The 20902-nt window shown below is 58.8% G+C and carries 22 protein-coding genes; 1 reads left to right on the top strand and 21 read right to left on the bottom strand.

All coding sequences use genetic code 11. From position 1 onward, the window contains the following. Positions 1 to 258 precede the first annotated feature (258 nt). Positions 259 to 1938: a 2-isopropylmalate synthase gene (gene leuA, locus AC3IUE_RS05315; RefSeq protein ID WP_489265989.1), complete on the top strand. Its 1680-nt coding sequence runs from the start codon at positions 259 to 261 to the stop codon at positions 1936 to 1938. 130 nt (positions 1939 to 2068) lie between these two features. Here leuA and AC3IUE_RS05310 read toward each other — a convergent pair whose 3' ends face one another. From AC3IUE_RS05310 to trmJ, 21 genes are all read right to left on the bottom strand, one after another. Beyond that, the gene (locus tag AC3IUE_RS05310; protein ID WP_056743248.1) at positions 2069 to 2860 is read right to left on the bottom strand and encodes an amidohydrolase; all 792 of its coding nucleotides are present in this window, start codon (positions 2858 to 2860) and stop codon (positions 2069 to 2071) included. Next, positions 2848 to 3996, bottom strand: coding sequence for a pyridoxal phosphate-dependent aminotransferase (locus AC3IUE_RS05305; protein ID WP_489265987.1), 1149 nt, complete (start codon positions 3994 to 3996; stop codon positions 2848 to 2850). Before AC3IUE_RS05305 ends, AC3IUE_RS05310 begins: the two co-directional genes overlap by 13 nt. A gap of 170 nt (positions 3997 to 4166) precedes the next feature. Then, positions 4167 to 5636: a ribosome biogenesis GTPase Der gene (gene der / locus AC3IUE_RS05300; protein WP_056743201.1), complete on the bottom strand. Its 1470-nt coding sequence runs from the start codon at positions 5634 to 5636 to the stop codon at positions 4167 to 4169. Between the two features lie 139 nt (positions 5637 to 5775). Then, entirely contained in the window at positions 5776 to 6927 is a 1152-nt protein-coding gene (bamB, locus tag AC3IUE_RS05295) for an outer membrane protein assembly factor BamB (RefSeq protein ID WP_489265985.1), read from the bottom strand. Beyond that, entirely contained in the window at positions 6920 to 7561 is a 642-nt protein-coding gene (locus tag AC3IUE_RS05290; protein WP_056743197.1) for a tetratricopeptide repeat protein, read from the bottom strand. Before AC3IUE_RS05290 ends, bamB begins: the two co-directional genes overlap by 8 nt. Positions 7562 to 7601: 40 nt before the next feature. After that, the gene (hisS, locus tag AC3IUE_RS05285; protein WP_489265983.1) at positions 7602 to 8891 is read right to left on the bottom strand and encodes a histidine--tRNA ligase; all 1290 of its coding nucleotides are present in this window, start codon (positions 8889 to 8891) and stop codon (positions 7602 to 7604) included. 24 nt (positions 8892 to 8915) lie between these two features. Then, positions 8916 to 10025 (bottom strand): flavodoxin-dependent (E)-4-hydroxy-3-methylbut-2-enyl-diphosphate synthase, encoded by a 1110-nt coding sequence (gene ispG / locus AC3IUE_RS05280; protein WP_046046035.1) that lies wholly within the window; start codon positions 10023 to 10025, stop codon positions 8916 to 8918. A 3-nt stretch (positions 10026 to 10028) separates the two neighbouring features. Beyond that, a complete protein-coding gene (locus AC3IUE_RS05275; protein ID WP_489265980.1) occupies positions 10029 to 11045 on the bottom strand; it encodes a RodZ domain-containing protein in 1017 nt (338 codons plus the stop codon). Continuing rightward, entirely contained in the window at positions 11045 to 11803 is a 759-nt protein-coding gene (gene pilW, locus AC3IUE_RS05270) for a type IV pilus biogenesis/stability protein PilW (protein ID WP_489265979.1), read from the bottom strand. Before pilW ends, AC3IUE_RS05275 begins: the two co-directional genes overlap by 1 nt. Positions 11804 to 11815: 12 nt before the next feature. Next, entirely contained in the window at positions 11816 to 12964 is a 1149-nt protein-coding gene (rlmN, locus tag AC3IUE_RS05265; protein WP_033061468.1) for a dual-specificity RNA methyltransferase RlmN, read from the bottom strand. Positions 12965 to 12992: 28 nt separating this feature from the next. Beyond that, positions 12993 to 13418, bottom strand: a complete 426-nt coding sequence (ndk, locus tag AC3IUE_RS05260; protein ID WP_007916882.1) for a nucleoside-diphosphate kinase — start codon at positions 13416 to 13418, stop codon at positions 12993 to 12995. Positions 13419 to 13510: 92 nt separating this feature from the next. Next, positions 13511 to 13711 carry a Fe-S cluster assembly protein IscX gene (gene iscX / locus AC3IUE_RS05255; RefSeq protein WP_008147746.1) on the bottom strand — a complete coding sequence of 67 codons (201 nt, stop codon included), beginning with the start codon at positions 13709 to 13711 and terminating at the stop codon, positions 13511 to 13513. A gap of 14 nt (positions 13712 to 13725) precedes the next feature. Continuing rightward, positions 13726 to 14067, bottom strand: coding sequence for an ISC system 2Fe-2S type ferredoxin (gene fdx / locus AC3IUE_RS05250; protein WP_046046032.1), 342 nt, complete (start codon positions 14065 to 14067; stop codon positions 13726 to 13728). A gap of 2 nt (positions 14068 to 14069) precedes the next feature. Further along, positions 14070 to 15932 (bottom strand): Fe-S protein assembly chaperone HscA, encoded by a 1863-nt coding sequence (gene hscA, locus AC3IUE_RS05245; RefSeq protein ID WP_489265975.1) that lies wholly within the window; start codon positions 15930 to 15932, stop codon positions 14070 to 14072. A gap of 51 nt (positions 15933 to 15983) precedes the next feature. Next, positions 15984 to 16505, bottom strand: a complete 522-nt coding sequence (gene hscB / locus AC3IUE_RS05240; protein ID WP_008070981.1) for a co-chaperone HscB — start codon at positions 16503 to 16505, stop codon at positions 15984 to 15986. Between the two features lie 8 nt (positions 16506 to 16513). Beyond that, positions 16514 to 16837 carry an iron-sulfur cluster assembly protein IscA gene (gene iscA, locus AC3IUE_RS05235; protein ID WP_007903589.1) on the bottom strand — a complete coding sequence of 108 codons (324 nt, stop codon included), beginning with the start codon at positions 16835 to 16837 and terminating at the stop codon, positions 16514 to 16516. Positions 16838 to 16871: 34 nt separating this feature from the next. Continuing rightward, positions 16872 to 17258 carry a Fe-S cluster assembly scaffold IscU gene (gene iscU, locus AC3IUE_RS05230; RefSeq protein ID WP_003443374.1) on the bottom strand — a complete coding sequence of 129 codons (387 nt, stop codon included), beginning with the start codon at positions 17256 to 17258 and terminating at the stop codon, positions 16872 to 16874. 84 nt (positions 17259 to 17342) lie between these two features. Continuing rightward, positions 17343 to 18557, bottom strand: coding sequence for an IscS subfamily cysteine desulfurase (locus AC3IUE_RS05225; RefSeq protein WP_046046030.1), 1215 nt, complete (start codon positions 18555 to 18557; stop codon positions 17343 to 17345). Between the two features lie 50 nt (positions 18558 to 18607). Beyond that, positions 18608 to 19099, bottom strand: a complete 492-nt coding sequence (iscR, locus tag AC3IUE_RS05220) for a Fe-S cluster assembly transcriptional regulator IscR (protein WP_007903581.1) — start codon at positions 19097 to 19099, stop codon at positions 18608 to 18610. 169 nt (positions 19100 to 19268) lie between these two features. Continuing rightward, a complete protein-coding gene (cysE, locus tag AC3IUE_RS05215; protein ID WP_095131562.1) occupies positions 19269 to 20045 on the bottom strand; it encodes a serine O-acetyltransferase in 777 nt (258 codons plus the stop codon). A gap of 2 nt (positions 20046 to 20047) precedes the next feature. Further along, on the bottom strand, positions 20048 to 20818 hold the full coding sequence (trmJ, locus tag AC3IUE_RS05210; RefSeq protein WP_046046028.1) for a tRNA (cytosine(32)/uridine(32)-2'-O)-methyltransferase TrmJ: 771 nt from the start codon (positions 20816 to 20818) through the stop codon (positions 20048 to 20050). Positions 20819 to 20902 lie beyond the last annotated feature (84 nt).

Below are 20902 nucleotides of genomic sequence, written 5' to 3'. Positions count from 1 at the left end.
AAAATCTCGATAACCACGACTTTTCGAGGATTCCTCTCAATTTTTTTCGACCGCTTGCCATCCTTCACCCTCGCGGTTAGGGTTGAAGGCATGAAAACCTCTCACACCCTCATTCAGCTTCGCCAGCACCGCAGCCTGTGTCTTGTCAGTGCACGACTGCCAGGCTGAATCGCGGTGCCTCGTCCTACGCTTTATCCCCAGAACATTTGATCCACCGGCAGGCCGCCTTTTTTCGGCCCACACAATAAGGATTCCCCGATGAGCATGCTCAAAGACCCGTCTTCGAAATACCGCGCGTTCCCGACCATCGACATCCCGGACCGCACCTGGCCGTCGAAGACCATTACCGCCGCGCCGATCTGGTGCAGCTCCGACCTTCGTGATGGTAACCAGTCGTTGATCGAGCCAATGGACGCGGTCAAGAAGCTGCGTTTCTGGAAAACCCTGGTGTCGGTCGGTGTTAAAGAAATCGAAGCGTCGTTCCCGGCGGCTTCGCAAACCGACTTCGACTTCGTGCGTACCTTGATCGAAGGCAACCACATCCCGGACGACACCACCATTCAGGTGCTGACCCAGGGCCGTGAAGATTTGATCGAGCGCACCTTCGAGTCCCTGCGCGGGGCGAAGAAAGCCATCGTTCACCTGTACAACGCCACCTCCCCGTCCTTCCGTCGCATTGTCTTTAACCAGGACAAGGAAGGGGTCAAGGCCATCGCCGTGAACGCGGCCAAGCTGTTCGTCAAATATGCCGCCCAGCAGCCAAACACCGAGTGGACCTTCGAATACTCGCCAGAAACCTTCAGCGCCACTGAGCTCGAGTTCGCCAAAGAAGTCTGCGACGCGGTGATCGAAGTCTGGAACCCGACGCCTGAGCACAAGGTGATTCTCAACCTGCCAGCCACAGTGGAATGCGCGACCCCGAACATCTATGCCGACCAGATCGAATGGTTCGGCCGTCACATCAACCGTCGTGACAGCGTGATCATCAGCCTGCACACCCACAACGACCGTGGCACTGGCGTTGCGGCCACCGAACTGGGCCTGATGGCCGGTGCGGACCGTGTCGAAGGCTGCCTGTTCGGCAACGGCGAACGTACCGGTAACGTCGACCTCGTGACCGTGGCGCTGAACCTCTACACCCAGGGCATTCACCCTGAACTGGACTTCTCCGACATCGACGGCGTGCGCAAAGTCGTCGAAGAATGCAACCAGATCCAGGTGCACCCACGTCACCCGTACGTCGGCGACCTGGTTCACACCGCGTTCTCCGGCTCCCACCAGGACGCCATCCGCAAGGGCTTCGCCCAGCAGAAATCGGACGCCCTGTGGGAAGTACCGTACTTGCCGATCGACCCGGCCGACATCGGCCGCAGCTACGAGGCGGTGATCCGCGTCAACAGCCAGTCGGGCAAGGGCGGTATCGCTTACCTGCTGGAACAGGAATACGGCATCAGCTTGCCGCGCCGCATGCAGATCGAATTCAGCCAGGTTGTGCAGCGTGAAACCGACCGTCTGGGCCTCGAGATGACGGCTCAGCAGATCCACGCGCTGCTGCACAGCGAGTACTTGCAGGCCAACACTCCGTACGCGCTGGTCAGCCATCGCCTGCAGGAAGAAAACGGTCACAGCGCTGTCGAAGTGGAAGTCTCGGGCAAAGGTCAGGGTGAAACCAACCTGCACTGGCGTGGCAAGGGCAACGGTGCCCTGGAAGCGCTGGTGGCCGGTCTGCCGATTCCGGTTGAGATCATGGACTACAACGAACACGCCATCGGTTCGGGCACCAATGCCAAGGCTGCGGCCTACATCGAGCTGCGTGTGAATGGCGAACGTGCGGTGCACGGCGTCGGTATCGATGAAAACATCACCACCGCCAGCTTCAAGGCTTTGTTCAGCGCGCTTAACCGCTCGCTGAGCCAGCCGGAAGCGAAAGCGGCGTAAGCCTTCGCTGAAACGCAAAAGGCCCCGAGGTGCGAACCTCGGGGCCTTTTTGTTTGCCCTGATCGTTCCCACGCTCTGCGTGGGAATGCCTCAAGGGCTGCATTACCACGCAGAGCGTGGGAACGATCGGTTACGTGAACTCGAACGTATCGGCATCCAGGTTCGCTGGAAAGCGTGTTCGATAAGCCTGAAGATCCGCAGCGTTCAGAACGACCTGAAACACGCCATCGGCTTCGCCTGCACTGAGCAAGGTCTCGCCTTGAAAATCCAGCACTTGGCTATCACCGGTGTAGGCAAACCCTTTGCCGTCAGTACCAATGCGATTCACCGCCGCCACATAGCAGAGGTTTTCAATCGCCCGCGCTGGCAGCAAGCGGTTCCAGTGCTGACGCCGTGCACCCGGCCAGTTGGCGGTGTACAGCAGCAAATCGGTGTCCTGAGCATCGCGGCTCCAGACCGGGAAGCGCAGGTCGTAGCAAATCAGCGGACGCACTCGCCAGCCCTTGAGTTCGAACTGCACCTGACGCTCGCCGGGGGTGAAGTGGTTGTGTTCGCCGGCCATGCGGAACAGATGGCGCTTGTCGTAGTACCACACCTCCCCGTCCGGCCGCGCCCACAACAGGCGATTGCGATGGCTGCCGTCAGCTGCCTGGACGATCACGCTGCCGGTGATCACCGCATCCAGTTTCGCTGCCTGGACCCGCAGCCATTTGCTGGTCGGACCATTTTCCGACTCGGCGAGGGTCTCGGACTCCATCGAAAAACCGGTGGTGAACATTTCCGGAAGAATGATCAGATCCGCCCCGCGAGCCTGTTCCAGCAACGGCTCGAAATGCTCCAGATTAGCCTGACGATCATGCCAGGCCAGGGTGGTCTGGATCAGCGCGATGTTCAGATTGGGTAGCGCACTCAGATCACGCATAGTTTTGCCGCTGCTTCACGCAGGGTCTCCTCGCGTTTGGCGAAGCACAAGCGCACCAGGCGTTGGCCTTCGGGCGGAGTCTGGTAGAACACCGAGATCGGGATGCTCGCCACGCCATGTTCGCGGGTCATCCACAACGCCATCTCGACGTCATTGAGGTCCGGACGGATCTGCGAGTAATCGACCAATTGGAAATACGTGCCGGCCACTCGGGTGAAACTGAAGCGCGACGGCGCCAGCAGATCGCAGAACAGATCGCGCTTGGCCTGATAGAAAGCCGGCAGTTCTTCGACGTGTTCCGGGTGCTCGGCCATGAAGTCGGCCAAGGCGTATTGCAGCGGCGTTACACCGCAGAAACTGACGTATTGGTGAACCTTGCGCAGCTCGGCGGTGAGGGCCGGCGGTGCGACGACGTAGCCGGTTTTCCAGCCAGTGACGTGATAGGTCTTGCCGAAGGAGCTGACCACGAATGCACGCTGATACAGCTCTTGGTGATTCAGCACGCTGACGTGAGGCACACCATCGAACACCAGGTGTTCGTAGACCTCATCGCTGATGACATAGATGTCGCGGTCGCGGATCAACGCCGCCAGCTGATCCAGTTCGGCACGATTGATCAGCGCGCCGCTTGGGTTGTGCGGGGTGTTGAGGATGATCATCCGCGTGCGTGGGGTAATGGCTTCACCCAGCTTCTGGAAGTCGATGGCAAAGTCATTCAGGCCCAACTGCACATGAACGCAGCGACCACCGGCCAGCTCAACCGAAGGTTCATAACTGTCGTAGGCCGGATCGAAGACGATCACTTCGTCGCCGCTGTGGATAACCGCCTGAATGGCGCAAAAGATCGCCTGGGTTGCACCGGGCGTGACTGTCACTTCATGGTCGGCATCCACATTGACGCCGTAGCTGCGGGCGATCTTCGCCGCAATCTGCTGACGCAATGCCAGAAGGCCGGTCATCGGCGAATACTGGTTGTGGCCACTGGCGATATGCCGACCGACCGCATCGCACAGGGCCTGCGGCGCATCGAAATCGGGAAAACCCTGGGACAGGTTCAGCGCCCCGGTTTGCGCCGCGAGCTGAGACATCTGAGTGAAGATAGTGATGCCGACATTCGGCAGCTTACTGGTGATCATCGGTGATTCCCTGCTCTACACCCGGCTCTACGGCGGCACGGGAGAGCCCGAGAATAGCCCAAACGACAGGCATGAAAAAGGGCGCCATTGGCGCCCTCTTTACTTCACCGACTTGGACGCAGAGCGTCCGAGGCTGCATTCCCACGCGGAGCGTGGGAACGATCACTGAATCAGCGCTTGTCGCGGCGCTTCTTGTCGGCCTTTTTGTGGTGCGACATCATGCGACGCTTCTTGTTGACCTGGCGATCGGTCAGCGAGTTCTTGTTGCCTTCGTACGGGTTCTCGCCGCCCTTGAACTCGATGCGGATCGGCGTACCGACCAGCTTCAAGACACGACGGTAAGTGTTTTCCAGGTAACGAACGTAAGACTTCGGCACCTTCTCGATCTGGTTACCGTGAATCACGATGATCGGCGGGTTGGCACCACCCAAGTGGGCGTAACGCAGCTTGATCCGGCGGTTGTTGACCATCGGTGGCGCGTGCTCACCGACCGCATCTTCCAGAATCGTGGTCAGGCGGTTGGTTGGCCAGCGGGTGACCGCAGACTTGAACGAGTTCTGTACGGAGGCGTAGAGGTTGCCCACGCCCGTGCCGTGCAGGGCCGAGATGAAGTGAATGTCGGCGTAGTCAACGAAGAACAGTCGACGTTGCAGCTCGACCTTCACGAAGTCGCGCTCGCTCGGCGTCATGCCGTCCCACTTGTTGATCGCGATCACCAGCGCACGACCCGACTCAATGGCGAAGCCCAGCAGGTTGAGGTCGTGGTCGACCACGCCTTCGCGGGCGTCCATCACAAAGATCACCACGTTGGCATCTTTGATCGCTTGCAGGGTTTTGACCACGGAGAACTTTTCAACTTCTTCGTGGATCTTGCCGCGCTTGCGCACACCGGCGGTGTCGATCAGCGTGTACTTCTCGTCGTTACGCTCGAACGGGATGTAGATACTGTCGCGGGTGGTGCCGGGCTCGTCATAGACGATTACCCGGTCTTCACCGAGCATGCGATTGACCAGGGTCGACTTGCCGACGTTCGGGCGGCCGATGATCGCGATCTTGATCCCGTCTTTTTCGCTAGGGCCAGGAATGCGCTTGGCTTCCTCGCCTTCGGCAACGGTCTCTTCCTCGCCTTCTTCCAGCTCGTCATCGTCTTTCGGGAAGTCGCTCAGGGCGATTTCCAGCATCTGGGTGATGCCACGACCATGAGCACCGGCGATCGGGATCGCGTGGCCCATGCCCAACGGGGCGAATTCAGCGCGGGCCATTTCAGGATCGATGTTGTCGACCTTGTTGGCAACCACGTAAGAACGCTTGTTACGTTTGCGCAAATGCTCGGCGATCATCTGGTCGGCGGCGGTGAAACCGGCCTTGGCATCTACCAGGAACAGAACGACATCCGCTTCTTCAATGGCCAGCAGCGACTGCTCGGCCATTTTTTCGTCCATACCGTGCTCGTCACCGGAGATACCGCCGGTGTCGACCAGAATGTAGGAACGCCCTTGCCACTTGGCCTCACCGTATTGGCGATCACGGGTCAGACCGGACAAGTCACCGACGATGGCGTCGCGAGTCCTGGTCAGGCGGTTGAACAAGGTGGACTTGCCGACGTTCGGTCGGCCCACCAGGGCGATTACGGGAACCATGCGGCTCTCCACTTCGTTATTTCAGAAAATACAAAAGCCGCTGCTAGGCAGCGGCTGGTGCTCGGGGCAGCGCTTGAGGGCGCTGCGAACCCCTTGTTACGGGGCTGCCTGGGGTTTAACCCCAAGCATAGTCAAACCTTTACTTAATGGTCAGGGCTTCCAGTTTGCCGCTGTTGCCATACACATAAATCGTGTCGCCCACCACCAGCGGACGGGCACGCAGGCCGTCGCTGTCGATGCGCTCGCGGCCGACGAAACGACCGTCCACCTGGCTCAGCAGATGCAGGTAACCTTCCATATCACCGACTGCAACATAGCTGGAGAACACTTCCGGAGCCGACAGTTGACGACGGGCCAGCGAATCGTTGCTCCACAAAGCTGTGGTGGAACGCTCGTCGACGCCTTCAACGGTGCCCGAAGACAGGCTCACGTAGACGTTGCCAAAACCCTGGGCGACACCGGCATAGCTGGAAGCATCACGCTGCCAGAGCTGACGACCGCTTTCAAGATCCAGTGCCGCAACGCGACCCTGATAGCTGGCGACATACAGCGTACCGCCGGACAGCAGCAGGCCGCCGTCGATATCGACAACGCGCTCCAGTTCCGAACGACCTTGTGGAATCGCTACACGTTGTTCCCACACCGGCACGCCGTTGGAAATATCGAGAGCGACCACTTTACCAGTCGACAGGCCAGCCACCGCGAGGCGGTTGGTGACGATCGGCGCACTGGTGCCGCGCAGGGTCAATACCGCCGGAGTACTGTCATACAACCAGCGCTGGGTACCGGTAGCGGCATCCAGACCGATCAGACGGTCATCCTGAGTCTGAACTACAACGACATCACCGTTGTTGGCCGGCGGTGCGAGGACTTCACTGGACACGCGAGCGCGCCATTTCTCTTCACCGTTGATGGCGTCCAGGGCAACGATTTCACCCTTGATCGTACCGATCAGGAGCAGACCGTAACTGACGCCGACAGCGCCGGAAACAGACAGATCGAGATCTTTCTTCCATTTGACGTCGCCATTGCTGCGATCCATCGCCATCACCACACCGGTGACGTCGGCGGCATAGATGGTATCGCCATCGATCGCCGGAACCAGCATGTTGTACGATTCGCCCTGACCGTTACCGATCGAACGACTCCACTGCTTTTGCAGAACCACTTCTTCTTTGAAGTCGGTCAACTCGGCTGGTGGCAGTTCTTTTTTGCTGTTGCTGCTGCAACCCGCGGCCAATATGGCCAGAGCCAGCAATGCTGCATGTTTCCAACGAATCACGTCACGCATCCCCTTTGGCCAGGTCGTCCAGCTTGATTTGTAGGCCACCCACTGCCGCTTCATCCGACAGCGCCGCCTTGGCTTTTTGATACGCCGCGTTCGCTTCGTCGGTACGACCCAACTGCACCAGCAGGTCGCCTTTGAGTTCTTCGCGAGTGGCCAGGAATGCTTTATCGGCATCACCTTCGAGCAGTTTCAGGGCTTCATCGGCCTTGTTCTGCGCGGCCAGCACCTGCGCCAGACGCTGACGAGCAATTTCGCCAAGCGCCGGGTTGGCCGGTTTGGCAACAATGGCTTTCAGCTCGCTGGCTGCGTCATCCAGCTTGCCGCTGTCGACCGCGACTTTTGCCACGAACAGGCTGCCGTACTGCGCGTAAGCGCTACCGCCGAACTCACTGTTGAGCTTACTGGCCAGGTCCGCAACACGGGCGGCATCAGGCTTGCCGTCTGGCGTCAGCGTGGTTTCCAGCAGTTGCTGATAGAGCATCGAGGCGCCTTGCGACTGATTGCTCTGATACTTGTGAAAGGCCTGCCAGCCGAACACGATGACCAGCGCCAACAGGCCGCCAGTGACCAGGGGCTTGCCGTTGCGTGTCCACCAGTCCTTCAAATCCGACAGCTGTTCGTCTTCGGTACTCGACACCCCAATACTCCTTAATCGCTAAATCGGCTGTTTGACAGCTTCAACCCTGCACGACGCAGGTGGCCAGGTGTGCAGCAAGCGCATCCCAGGCAATGCTTTGTTGTTCGCCCTGGCCACGCAGGGGTTTGAAACCTACCACTTGCTGGGCCATTTCGTCGTCACCGAGGATCAGCGCGTACAACGCACCGCTCTTGTCGGCTTTCTTGAACTGGCTTTTGAAGCTGCCGGCGCCGGCATTCACTTGCAGGCGCAGGTTGGGCAATTGATCACGAACACGTTCACTCAGGGCCAGGCCGGCCAGCTCGGCGGCTTCACCGAAGGCGCAGAGGTAGACGTCGACCTGACGGGAAATCTCTTCCGGGATCTGCTCCAGGGTTTCAAGCAGCAGCACCAGGCGCTCGATGCCCATGGCGAAACCAACGCCCGGGGTCGGCTTGCCGCCCATCTGCTCCACCAGACCATCGTAACGACCACCGGCACACACGGTGCCTTGGGCGCCCAACTGGTCGGTGACCCATTCGAAAACGGTCTTGCTGTAGTAATCCAGCCCGCGAACCAGCTTCGGGTTGATCACGTAAGGAATGCCGGCGGTGTCCAGGCGAGCCTTGAGGCCCTCGAAGTGCACGCGGGACTCTTCGTCGAGGTAGTCGGCCATTTTCGGCGCGTCGACCAGCACGGCTTGAGTCTCAGCGTTCTTGGTATCCAGGACCCGCAAAGGGTTGGTCTTCAGGCGGCGCTGGCTGTCTTCGTCCAGCTTGTCCAGGCGGGCCGACAGGAACTCGACCAGCGCTTCGCGATAACGACCGCGGGACTCGGCGGTGCCCAGGCTGTTGAGTTCGAGCTTGACCGCATCACGGATGCCCAGCTCGCCCCACAGGCGCCAGGTCAGCACGATCAGCTCGGCATCGATGTCCGGACCGTCAAGGTTGAAGACTTCGCAACCGATCTGGTGGAACTGGCGATAACGGCCTTTCTGCGGACGCTCGTGGCGGAACATCGGGCCGATGTACCAAAGTTTCTGCACCTGGCCACCGCCGGTGATGCCGTGCTCAAGCACCGCACGCACACAGGCCGCCGTGCCTTCAGGGCGCAGGGTCAGGGAGTCGCCGTTGCGGTCATCGAAGGTGTACATCTCTTTTTCGACGATGTCGGTCACTTCACCGATGGAGCGCTTGAACAGCTCGGTGAACTCGACGATCGGCATGCGGATCTGCTTGTAACCGTAGTTATCCAGCAAACGCGAGACGGTGCCTTCGAAATGACGCCACAGGGGAGTCTGCTCGGGCAGGATGTCGTTCATGCCACGTATGGCTTGCAGAGACTTGCTCACTATAAATCCTTAAATTCGTTCGACTTAGCCGCGCGCAATGACTGCTGCGTCAGCTGCGACCTTTTCGGCCGCTTTCTGACGGATCAAGCGTTCAAGCTCATCCACCAGATTGTCATTCGTCAGTTTCTGCGACGGCTTGCCGTCGATGTAAATCAGGTTTGGTGTGCCGCCGGTCAAGCCGATATGGGCTTCCTTGGCTTCGCCCGGTCCGTTGACCACGCAACCGATGACCGCGACATCCAGCGGCACCAGCAGGTCTTCGAGGCGCCCTTCCAGCTCGTTCATGGTTTTGACCACATCGAAGTTCTGCCGCGAGCAACTCGGGCAGGCGATGAAGTTGATGCCACGGGAACGCAGATGCAGGGATTTGAGAATGTCGTAGCCGACTTTCACTTCCTCGACCGGGTCGGCCGCCAACGAGATGCGAATAGTATCGCCAATCCCTTCGGCGAGCAGCATACCGAGGCCCACGGCGGATTTCACCGTGCCTGAACGCAAACCACCGGCTTCGGTGATGCCCAGGTGCAACGGCTGAACGATTTCCTTGGCCAGCAAGCGGTAAGCGGCGACGGCCATGAACACGTCAGAAGCTTTAACACTGACCTTGAAGTCCTGGAAGTTCAGACGCTCAAGGTGCTCGACGTGACGCAGGGCAGATTCAACCAGCGCAGCCGGAGTCGGCTCGCCGTATTTCTTTTGCAGGTCTTTTTCCAGGGAACCGGCGTTCACGCCGATACGGATCGGAATCCCGCGATCACGGGCGGCATCGACTACCGCACGCACGCGGTCTTCGCGACCGATGTTGCCCGGATTGATGCGCAGGCAGTCAACGCCCAGTTCGGCTACGCGCAGAGCGATCTTGTAGTCGAAGTGAATGTCGGCGACCAAAGGTACTTTGACCAGCTTCTTGATCTTGCCGAAGGCTTCAGCGGCATCCATATCGGGTACGGAAATTCGCACGATATCGACGCCAGCCGCTTCCAGACGATTGATCTGGGCCACGGTGGCGGCGACGTCATTGGTGTCGCTGTTGGTCATGCTCTGCACAGCGATAGGCGCATCGCCGCCAACAGGCACGTTACCGACCCAGATCTTGCGGGATTCGCGACGTTTGATTGGAGATTCGCCGTGCATGACTTATTGACCCAACTTCAGGCGAGCAGTCTCGCCACTGGTGAACGGAGCGACATCAACCACCTGCCCGTTGTAGCTGACCTGCGCGCCACGGGCGAAGCCCAGACGCACGGAAAACGGTGGTTTGCCGCTCACGGAAACGTTTTCGCCTTTACGCTTGAGACCACTCAACAGCACCTTGCCGGTGCCATCGGTCACTTGCGTCCAGCAATCGGAAGTGAATTGCAATTGAACCTGGCCCTGGCCCTGACCGGCAGCCGCGGCTGGAGCGGGAATGGTCGGAGTAACCGAAGCGCTCGCAGGCGGGGTCGATACAACGGGAGCAGTCGGGGCTGGCGCGGCCGGAGTTGCGACAACCGGAGCGGCGCTATGCGTCGGTGCAACAGGCGTTGGTGCTGGCGCAGCAGGCACGGTCGCTTCAGCTTCGGCCGGTGCTTCAGTGGAGTTCTCGGCCTGCGGCAACGCAAGAGCGGTTGTGCCTTCAGCCTGACCTTCCGCGACGGCCTGGTCTTCCGGCTCGTCCAGCGGATGGATCTGGGTGGTGCCGTCAGCGCCTTCGACTTCAACGTGTTCCGGGCTCAGGCTCGTCAGGTCTTTGGTGCGCAATGAGGTTTGATCCTGCCACCAGACAAAACCACCACCAATCACTGCGATCAGCAACAGCAGGCTGACAATTCGCAAAATGGTGTGGGAAACCCGAACTGGCTCTTCGATACGCCCCAGGCTATGAACGTTGCTGCCCTGGGAGTCGGTGCCGGTGGATTGGTCGAACTGTTGGACCAGTACGGTTTGATCCATGCCGAGCAGTTTCGCGTAGGCGCGAATATAACCGCGAGCAAAGGTATGCCCAGGCAGCTTGTCGAAAGCGCCGGCTTCCAGATTGCTCAGGGAGTTGACGGTGAGGTTGAGCTTGAGGGCCACTTCGGCCAGCGACCAGCCATTGCTTTCGCGAGCCTGGCGCAAAGTCTCACCGGGATTAACGCGATTCGCTGCTACAACTTCGGGATGCGCCGCTTTCATCATTGCTCCGACAGGTATTGCTGATATTCCGGCGTACCGGGATAGAGTCGTTTTAGTTGCAGGCCAAAACTGGCGGCCTTGTCGCGATCATCAAACACTTTTGCCAGCCGAACGCCGAGCAATAGACTACGTGCATTTTGCTCGGTGAGCAGGCTAAAACGATCGTAGTAGTCACGCGCGGGCACATAATGCCTGTCTTCGAAGGACAACTCAGCCATTTCCAGCAATGCACGTGGCTGTTGGCGATTCAAACGCAGGGCTTTTTCAAGCTGCTGCTGGGCCAGATCACGCTGCCCCAGCTTCGAAGCGGTCATTCCGAGGTTCTCGAACACCCGCGAACGCTCAGGATACAAGGTATCGGCGGCGGCCTGTTCAAAGCGCTCGTACGCCTCTTTGTAGCGTTTCTCTTCGAAAAGAAAACTGCCGTAGTTGTTGAGGATTCGCGCATCGTTGGGGCGGGAAGACAGCGCCTTGCGAAAATGCTGATCCGCCAGCTCCGGCTCCATCTCGGCCTGGAATACCAGGCCCAGCGCAGCGTTGGCATCCGGATCCGAGTCATCCAGATCCAGCGCTTTCTTCAACGGTACTTTCGCCCGTTCGGTCATGCCCTGCTGCAAGTACCCCAAGCCCAGTTGCACATAGGCAACGCGCGCTTCATCGCGGCCCTTGCTGGTCTTCATCGGGTTGAAATCGCCCGACAGGACACAGCCAGCACACAGGCTGGCCAACAGCAAAAGCAGCGCTAAGCGCAGGGACATAGAGATCCTCTCTTAATTATTGTTCGCAGCGTTCTGTGCGATATCGTTTTCGGCGCTTAACTCACGCACGGCGATATAACGCTCGCTGCGACGGGTGCGATCCAGCACCTGCCCTACCAATTGGCCACACGCGGCATCGATGTCTTCACCGCGGGTGGTGCGTACGGTGACATTGAAGCCGGCATGGTGAAGCTGATCCTGGAAACGACGAATCGCGTTGTTGCTCGGGCGCTCGTAACCGGAATGCGGGAACGGGTTGAACGGAATCAGGTTGATCTTGCACGGGATGTTCTTGAGCAACTCGATCATTTCGACCGCGTGCTCGACCTTGTCGTTGATGTCCTTGAGCAAGGTGTACTCAATGGTCAGCACGCGCTTCTCGCCCAGGGACGACATGTAGCGCTGGCACGACTCGAGCAGCATCTTAAGCGGATACTTCTTGTTGATCGGCACCAATTGGTTACGCAATGCGTCGTTCGGTGCGTGCAGGGACAACGCCAGGGAGACGTCGATGTGCTTGGACAGCTCATCGATCATCGGCACCACACCCGATGTAGACAGGGTTACGCGGCGCTTGGAGATCCCGTAGCCCAAGTCATCCATCATCAGATGCATGGCGGCCACGACGTTGTCGAAGTTCAGCAGCGGCTCACCCATGCCCATCATCACCACGTTGGTGATGGCACGGTCGGCGGTCGCCGGGATGCTGCCGAACGATTTATTGGCAATCCACACCTGGCCGATGACTTCGGCGGCAGTGAGGTTGCTGTTGAATCCTTGCTTGCCGGTGGAGCAGAAACTGCAATCCAGGGCACAGCCTGCCTGGGACGAAACGCACAAAGTGCCGCGTTTGCCCTGGGGAATGTACACGGTCTCGACGCAGCTGCCGGACGCCACGCGCACCACCCACTTACGGGTGCCGTCGGTGGAGATGTCCTCGCTGACAACTTCAGGACCACGAACCTCGGCAATAACCTTGAGCTTGTCGCGCAAGGCCTTGCTGACGTTCGTCATGGCGTCGAAATCATCGACGCCAAGGTGGTGAATCCATTTCATTACCTGACCGGCACGGAAACGCTTCTCCCCGATTGAGTCGAAGAATTTTTCCATTTCCAGCTGAGTCAGACCCAGCAGGTTGGTTTTTACAGTCGATGTAGTCATGGATTCACCTTCACTCTTAAGCCAATGCTTAGCGAGTGGTTACTTCAGTAGCTGCGAAGAAGTACGAGATTTCGCGAGCAGCAGCGGCTTCGGAGTCCGAACCGTGTACAGCGTTGGCGTCGATCGAATCAGCGAAGTCAGCGCGGATGGTACCGGCAGCAGCTTCTTTAGGGTTGGTAGCGCCCATCAGCTCACGGTTCAGAGCGATAGCGTTTTCGCCTTCCAGAACCTGAACGACAACCGGACCGGAGATCATGAAAGCAACCAGGTCGCCGAAGAAACCACGAGCGCTGTGCTCAGCGTAGAAGCCTTCAGCTTCAGCTTTGGACAGTTGCTTCAGTTTCGAAGCTACAACGCGCAGGCCAGCTTTTTCGAAACGAGTGGTGATCTCGCCGATAACGTTTTTTGCAACAGCGTCAGGCTTGATGATGGAGAAAGTACGTTGAACAGCCATGGTGTAACTCCAGAAACGGTAATTTGCGAAAAATTAAACCCGCGAATTATACGCGGGTTCTTTGGTATTGCCTAACTGCGTACGGCGCAGACTCAGTCTGCTTCTTCGATCCAGGCGGCCTGAATGGCTTCAAGCACCTTCTCGCCACCGCGGGTCGGATCATCACTGAACTCCGGCAATGCCAGCACCCATTTGTGCAGATCGACGAAGTTCACGTAGCGCGGATCCACATCCGGCTTGGATTCAGCCAGCTGGATCGCGATTTCCAGCACATCAACCCATTTCAGACTCATTTCAGTTCCTTGAATCAGTGCGCCGCTTCGGCCGCATGGTTGAGCGAGTATTTCGGAATTTCGACAGTCAGGTCTTCATTTCCGACGATCGCCTGACAGCCTAGACGCGATTGCGCCTCCAGACCCCAGGCACGATCAAGAAAGTCTTCTTCCAGCTCATCCGCTTCTTCCAGCGAGTCGAAACCTTCGCGGATGATGCAGTGGCAGGTGGTGCAGGCGCAGACGCCGCCACAGGCGCTTTCCATCTCGATATGGTGTTCGTGGGCCAGTTCGAGAATGGATGTGCCAGGCTCAGCCTCCACAACCATACCTTCCGGGCAGAACTTCTCGTGTGGCAGAAAAATGACCTGCGGCATCGTTATTCCTCAATCTCATTCAGGTTGCGCCCCGCCAGCGCGGCTTTCACCGTCGAGTCCAGGCGGCGGGCAGCAAAGGCGTCGGTCACTTGCGACAGACGTTTGGTCTGCTGCTCGATGGCGTAACCATCAGTACCTTTCATCAGCTCGGTCAGTTCCTGCATCTGCAATTCGATGACCATGCGCTCTTCGGCGTCGAGCAAGCGCTCGCCATCGACATCGAGGGCGCCCTGCACCGCTTCGATCAGGCGCTGGGCATCGACCTGCTGTTCACGCAACACGCGAGCGACCTTGTCGTCGTTGGCGTGCTGGAACGAGTCTTTGAGCATCTTGGCAATTTCACCATCCGTCAGACCGTAGGACGGTTTGACCTGGATGCTGGCCTCAATACCTGAGCCCAGCTCGCGGGCAGAAACGCTGAGCAGACCGTCGGCATCGACCTGGAAGGTCACGCGAATCTTCGCCGCACCGGCCACCATCGCCGGAATGCCGCGCAATTCGAAGCGTGCCAGGGAACGGCAGTCGCTGATCAGCTCGCGCTCACCCTGCAATACGTGGATCGCCATGGCCGACTGGCCATCTTTATAAGTCGTGAAGTCCTGAGCGCGGGCGACAGGGATGGTGGTGTTGCGTGGAATCACCTTCTCCATCAGGCCGCCCATGGTTTCCAGCCCCAGGGACAACGGAATCACGTCAAGCAACAGCAGTTCATCGCCATCGCGCTTGTTGCCAGCCAGCGTATCGGCCTGGATCGCGGCACCGATGGCCACCACTTGATCCGGATCGATTTCGGTCAGCGGCTCGCGGCCGAAGGCTTCAGCAACGGCTTCGCGGACGCGAGGCACACGGGTCGAACCGCCGACCATGACCACGGCATGCACTTCGTCCAACTCGATGCCGGAATCACGCACAGCGCGGCGACAGGCTTTCAGGCTGCGGGCAACCATTGGCTCGATCAGCGCATTGAAGGCTTCACGGGTCAGCTCGGCTTTCCAGTCGCCATAAGCGACTTCAACGGACGAGGTATTGGTCAGGGCTTCTTTGGCCGCACAAGCGGTTTGCAGCAGATGGCGTTGCGCACCCGGATCGAGGTCGGCGGACAGACCGGCGCTCTCGATGATCCAGCCAGCAATTGCGTGATCAAAGTCATCGCCGCCCAGCGCGCTGTCGCCGCCAGTAGCCAAAACCTCAAACACACCGCCGGTCAGGCGCAGAATCGAAATATCAAAGGTGCCGCCACCCAAGTCATAAATAGCGACCAGGCCTTCAGCGTGCTGATCCAGACCGTAAGCTACAGCGGCGGCGGTCGGCTCATTGAGCAGACGCAGCACGTTCAGACCGGCCAATTTGGCCGCATCCTTGGTGGCTTGACGCTGAGCATCGTCGAAATAGGCCGGAACGGTGATCACCGCACCTACCAGTTCGCCACCCAATGTCGCTTCGGCGCGCTGACGCAGCACTTTCAGGATATCGGCGGAGACTTCGACCGGGCTTTTCGGGCCCTGAATCGTGTCGATGAACGGCATGTGCGACTCGCCGCCGACAAAGCGGTACGGCAGTTGATCGCCCAATTGCTTGACGTCGGACAGACCACGACCCATCAAGCGCTTGACCGACAGCACGGTGTTCAAAGGGTCGGTAGCGGCGGCCAGCTTGGCCGACTCGCCGACCTCAACACGATCGGCGTGGTAGCGCACGGCAGACGGCAGAATGACCTGCCCGTCAGCGTCAGCCAGAGGTTCGGAAAGACCACTGCGCAACGCAGCGACCAGCGAATTGGTAGTGCCCAAGTCGATCCCCACAGCCAGACGACGCTGGTGCGGTTGAGGACTTTGGCCGGGTTCGGCGATCTGCAGTAGGGCCATCGTTATCAGGACTTATCTGTATATCAGGCGTGCGACCGGAGCGGCACTGGGTTAATCGTCGAGGCGCTCTTCTAACTGGCGCACTTCGTAGGTGAGCTTGTCGAGGAACTGCATGCGCCGCATCAGGCGTTCGGCCTGTTCACGTTGCGCTGCATCATCCCAACAGGCTGCGAAGCTTTCGTTCAGTTCATCCTGCGCAGTCTTCAGGCGACGCTTGAACACTGCAACACCCGCCAGGTCGGCGCTGTCTTGCAGGTCTTCGAGCTCTTCACGCAACTCCATCTGCTGCAGAAGAAACTCCGGATCATGCACCGTGACCTCCAGCGGCAGCTCGCGACCGCCCATGGCGAGCAGGTAACGCGCGCGCTTTGGGGGACTTTTGAGCGTCTGGTAGGCCTCGTTGAGGCTCGCGGATTGCTCTAGCGCCAGCCGCTGCTCGCGCTCGGAAGCGTCTGCAAAACGGTCCGGATGAACGCCGCGCGCCAACTCACGATAGCGCGTGGCCAACTGATCGAGATCCAGACGGAAGCTCGGTTTCAGCTCAAATAAAGCGAAATGACAAGGAGTACCCACGCGCAGCCTCAGATGTTGAAGCTTTCGCCGCAGCCACATTCACCGCGCACGTTGGGGTTGTTGAACTTGAAGCCTTCGTTCAACCCTTCCTTGACGAAATCGAGTTCGGTGCCGTCCAGGTAGGCCAGGCTTTTCGGGTCGATGATCACTTTCTCGCCGTGACTTTCGAACACCTGATCCTCTGCAACCACCTCGTCGACAAACTCCAGCACGTAGGCAAGGCCGGAACAGCCCGTGGTGCGAACACCCAGACGAATCCCTTCACCTTTGCCGCGCCCGTTGAGGGAGCGTCGCACGTGTTGAGCAGCCGCTTCTGTCATGCTGATAGCCATCGGTGACTCCTTACTCGTCGCCAAAACTTGAAAGTCAGATCAAGCCTTTCTTCTGCTTGTAGTCGCGAACGGCCGCTTTGATAGCGTCTTCAGCAAGTACGGAGCAGTGAATTTTTACTGGCGGCAGAGCCAGTTCTTCAGCCAGCTGAGTGTTTTTGATGGTCTCTGCTTCATCCAGAGTCTTGCCTTTCATCCACTCGGTCGCCAGGGAGCTGGAGGCGATAGCCGAACCGCAACCGTAGGTCTTGAACTTGGCGTCTTCGATGATGCCTTGCTCGTTAACCTTGATCTGCAGACGCATCACGTCGCCGCACGCTGGGGCGCCGACCATGCCGGTGCCGACATCAGGGTCTTCCGCGTCCATCTTGCCGACGTTGCGCGGGTTCTCGTAGTGGTCGATGACCTTTTCGCTGTAAGCCATGATTCTTAATCCTCACTCATCAGAGAGTCGCTCTTAAGCCCTGAAAACCTGCGTCTTACAGGGCCGCTTTGCGGCGACTTGAAATCAGTGTGCCGCCCACTCGATTTTCGAAATGTCGACACCGTCTTTGTACATGTCCCACAGCGGCGACAAAGTGCGCAGCTTGGTAACGGCCTCGCAGACTTTCTGCGCGGCGTAGTCGATTTCTTCTTCGGTGGTGAAACGGCCGAAGGTGAAGCGAATCGAGCTGTGTGCCAGTTCGTCGTTGCGGCCCAGGGCGCGCAGTACGTACGAAGGCTCAAGGGAAGCCGAGGTGCAGGCCGAACCGGACGAAACAGCCAGATCCTTGAGCGCCATGATCAGCGACTCGCCTTCAACGTAGTTGAAGCTCAGGTTCAGGTTGTGCGGAACGCGAGCGGTCATGCTGCCGTTGATGTACAGCTCTTCCAGGCCTTCGACCTGCTTGAAGAAACGGTCGCTCAAGGCCTTGATGCGGATGTTCTCGGCAACCATGTCTTCCTTGGCTACGCGGAAGGCTTCGCCCATGCCGACGATCTGGTGGGTCGCCAGGGTGCCGGAACGCATACCGCGCTCGTGACCGCCGCCGTGCATGGTCGCTTCGATGCGAACACGCGGCTTGCGGCTCACGTACAGTGCGCCGATGCCTTTAGGGCCGTAGGTTTTGTGGGCAGAGAACGACATCATGTCGACTTTCAGCTTCGACAGGTCGATATCGACCTTGCCGGTGGACTGAGCAGCGTCAACGTGGAACAGGATGCCCTTGGAGCGGGTCAGTTCGCCGATGGCTTCGATGTCGTTGATGGTGCCGATTTCGTTGTTCACGTGCATGACCGAAACCAGGATGGTGTCGTCGCGCAGGGCAGCTTCGATCATCTCTGGAGTGACCAGACCATCAGTGCGAGGCTCGATGTAGGTAACTTCGAAGCCTTCACGCTCCAGTTGGCGCATGGTGTCGAGGACAGCCTTGTGCTCAATCTTGGTGGTGATCAGGTGTTTGCCTTTGGTGGCATAGAAATGCGCCGCACCCTTGATTGCCAGGTTGTCGGACTCGGTGGCACCGGAGGTCCAGACGATTTCACGCGGGTCGGCGTTGACCAGGTCAGCGACCTGACGACGAGCGTTTTCGACGGACTCTTCAGCTTTCCAGCCGAACACGTGGGAACGGGACGCCGGGTTACCGAAGTTTCCGTCAACCAGCAGGCACTCACTCATCTTTTGCGCTACACGCGGATCAACCGGGGTGGTCGCAGAGTAATCAAGGTAAATCGGCAATTTCATGGACTATCTCCTAAATCAGGCTGGCTGGCGTGCCGCTAGCTCTTTGGCTGTCATTCGACGGCGGACGCTTCAATCTTGTCCAGGCGCGGCGCTTTGCTGTTGCAACGGCGCTGATCCTGACGCTGGGCTACTTCTTGTACCTCACGGCGAGTGACAAGGTCAGCCAAGCTGATACCGCTGAGAAATTCGTGAATCTGCAGGCTCAGATCGCACCACAAGTGGTGGGTCAGACAGGTGTCGCCTTGATGGCAATCGCCTTGGCCCTGGCATTTGGTGGCATCGACCGATTCGTTCACCGCATCGATCACCTGAGCAACCTGGATACCCTGCATGTCGCGCGACAGCTGATAGCCGCCGCCTGGACCACGGACGCTGGACACCAGATTGCTGCGGCGCAATTTGGCGAAGAGCTGTTCGAGGTAGGACAGGGAGATGCCTTGGCGCTCGGAGATATCGGCCAGGGACACCGGCCCGTGCTGCGCGTGCAACGCCAGGTCAAGCATGGCAGTCACGGCGTATCGGCCTTTTGTAGTCAGTCGCATGGACAATTACCACGGAGTTCGGAATGGGGCGAGTATGCAATTCCCGAGTATTTAAGTCAACTATAAGACCTAGTGCTTTAGTCAGGATTACCCGCAAAAGAGCGGGCGCATCATAGCAAAGGCTGGCCGCGAACAGCCAGCAATTGCTTGCGAAGGGGCCAACCCGGAATTAGCTGGCCTGGCTCTGATCCTTGTCCTTCACACAGGCGAAGTCTTCTTCGCGCAGCTCAGGCAGATCTTTCGCACAGTAATTACTGCCCAGATCCTTCAGCGCACCGCACATACCTTCCAGACGCCCATCAACTGCCTGCAGATGATCGAGCAACTGGTTGATGGCCCGCGCCACCGGGTCCGGCATGTCTTCGCCAACACCGTAGGCGTCAAAACCGATCTTCTCGGCCATGGCCTTGCGCTTGGCGTCCTGCTCTTCATCGGGCTTGACGATGATCCGACCAGGAATGCCGACCACCGTCGCACCCGCCGGAACCGCCTTGGTGACCACGGCATTGGAACCGACCTTGGCTCCGGCGCCGACCGTAAACGGACCCAGCACCTTGGCCCCCGCCCCGACCACCACGCCATCTTCAAGAGTCGGATGACGCTTGCCCTTGTTCCAGCTGGTGCCACCCAGGGTCACGCCCTGATAAAGGGTGACGTCATTGCCGATCTCAGCGGTCTCACCGATAACGATGCCCATGCCATGGTCAATAAAGAAGCGACGACCGACCTTGGCACCCGGATGGATCTCAATCCCGGTCAACCAGCGACCGAAGTTCGACACCAGTCGCGCCAGCCACTTCCAGCCCATGCCCCACAGGGCTGACGACAGGCGATGGATCCAAATGGCGTGCATGCCCGGGTAGCACGTCAGAACTTCAAAGGCGTTGCGCGCAGCCGGATCACGATGGAAAACACTCTGGATATCTTCACGCAAACGCTCGAACATTTTTAATCCTTCCGCTTAAGAAGCTCGCCACGGGCCGCTTTCTGGGTTTCCGTGAGGATGCCACGCAATATATTCATTTCCGCCCGGCTGACCGAGCTGCGTCCGTACAACCGGCGCAGGCGCGCCATCAAGTGCCGTGGTTTTTCCGGATCGAGAAACTCAATGGCCACCAGGGTTTGCTCCAGGTGCTCATAGAATCGCTCCAGCTCATCCATGGTCGCCAGCTCACCACTTTTGGTGGACGCCACTTCATCCTTCTCGACCTTGCTCGGCTGACCTTGGGCCGCGAGCCAGGACATACGCACTTCATAGCTCAACACCTGCACCGCTGCCCCAAGGTTCAGCGAACTGAACTCAGGGTCTGATGGGATGTGCACGTGATAATGACATCGCTGCAGCTCCTCATTGGTCAGGCCGGAATCTTCACGACCAAAGACCAAGGCGATCTCAGCACCCTGCGTTGCTTCCTCGACCACTTTCACACCGCATTCGCGGGGATCGAGCAACGGCCAGGGAATGCGACGATCACGGGCGCTGGTGCCAAGCACCAGATTGCAGCCGACCAAGGCATCTTCCAAGGTGGCGACGACTTGCGCGTTTTCAAGGATGTCACCGGCACCGGAAGCACGAGCATCGGCTTCGTGATGCGGAAACAACCGCGGTTCGACCAGCACCAGCCGCGACAGGCCCATGTTCTTCATGGCACGCGCAGCCCCGCCGATATTCCCGGGATGGCTGGTATTGACCAGGACGACACGAATGTTTTGCAGCAAGGGAGGCGCTCTCGAACACTTTAATGGGAGCAGAATCTTACAGCTCAACCTACCGTTAAGCTATGAAAGCGAACACCAACCTTC

Source organism: Pseudomonas sp. GL_093, assembly GCF_057837605.1.
This window is presented reverse-complemented; position numbering and strand designations above follow the sequence as displayed.

What these genes read in the sequence shown, in the direction of transcription:
- AC3IUE_RS05310 (WP_056743248.1), bottom strand. Translation starts at nt 2,860, where the DNA reads ATGCGTGATCTGAGTGCGCTACCCAATCTGAACATCGCGCTGATCCAG.
- AC3IUE_RS05275 (WP_489265980.1), bottom strand. Translation starts at nt 11,045, where the DNA reads ATGAAAGCGGCGCATCCCGAAGTTGTAGCAGCGAATCGCGTTAATCCC.
- iscX (WP_008147746.1), bottom strand. Translation starts at nt 13,711, where the DNA reads ATGAGTCTGAAATGGGTTGATGTGCTGGAAATCGCGATCCAGCTGGCT.
- iscU (WP_003443374.1), bottom strand. Translation starts at nt 17,258, where the DNA reads ATGGCTTACAGCGAAAAGGTCATCGACCACTACGAGAACCCGCGCAAC.
- hscA (WP_489265975.1), bottom strand. Translation starts at nt 15,932, where the DNA reads ATGGCCCTACTGCAGATCGCCGAACCCGGCCAAAGTCCTCAACCGCAC.
- iscA (WP_007903589.1), bottom strand. Translation starts at nt 16,837, where the DNA reads ATGGCTATCAGCATGACAGAAGCGGCTGCTCAACACGTGCGACGCTCC.
- leuA (WP_489265989.1), top strand. Translation starts at nt 259, where the DNA reads ATGAGCATGCTCAAAGACCCGTCTTCGAAATACCGCGCGTTCCCGACC.
- cysE (WP_095131562.1), bottom strand. Translation starts at nt 20,045, where the DNA reads ATGTTCGAGCGTTTGCGTGAAGATATCCAGAGTGTTTTCCATCGTGAT.
- iscR (WP_007903581.1), bottom strand. Translation starts at nt 19,099, where the DNA reads ATGCGACTGACTACAAAAGGCCGATACGCCGTGACTGCCATGCTTGAC.
- AC3IUE_RS05305 (WP_489265987.1), bottom strand. Translation starts at nt 3,996, where the DNA reads ATGATCACCAGTAAGCTGCCGAATGTCGGCATCACTATCTTCACTCAG.
- AC3IUE_RS05225 (WP_046046030.1), bottom strand. Translation starts at nt 18,557, where the DNA reads ATGAAATTGCCGATTTACCTTGATTACTCTGCGACCACCCCGGTTGAT.
- ispG (WP_046046035.1), bottom strand. Translation starts at nt 10,025, where the DNA reads ATGCACGGCGAATCTCCAATCAAACGTCGCGAATCCCGCAAGATCTGG.
- bamB (WP_489265985.1), bottom strand. Translation starts at nt 6,927, where the DNA reads ATGCGTGACGTGATTCGTTGGAAACATGCAGCATTGCTGGCTCTGGCC.
- fdx (WP_046046032.1), bottom strand. Translation starts at nt 14,067, where the DNA reads ATGCCGCAGGTCATTTTTCTGCCACACGAGAAGTTCTGCCCGGAAGGT.
- der (WP_056743201.1), bottom strand. Translation starts at nt 5,636, where the DNA reads ATGGTTCCCGTAATCGCCCTGGTGGGCCGACCGAACGTCGGCAAGTCC.
- pilW (WP_489265979.1), bottom strand. Translation starts at nt 11,803, where the DNA reads ATGTCCCTGCGCTTAGCGCTGCTTTTGCTGTTGGCCAGCCTGTGTGCT.
- ndk (WP_007916882.1), bottom strand. Translation starts at nt 13,418, where the DNA reads ATGGCTGTTCAACGTACTTTCTCCATCATCAAGCCTGACGCTGTTGCA.
- rlmN (WP_033061468.1), bottom strand. Translation starts at nt 12,964, where the DNA reads ATGACTACATCGACTGTAAAAACCAACCTGCTGGGTCTGACTCAGCTG.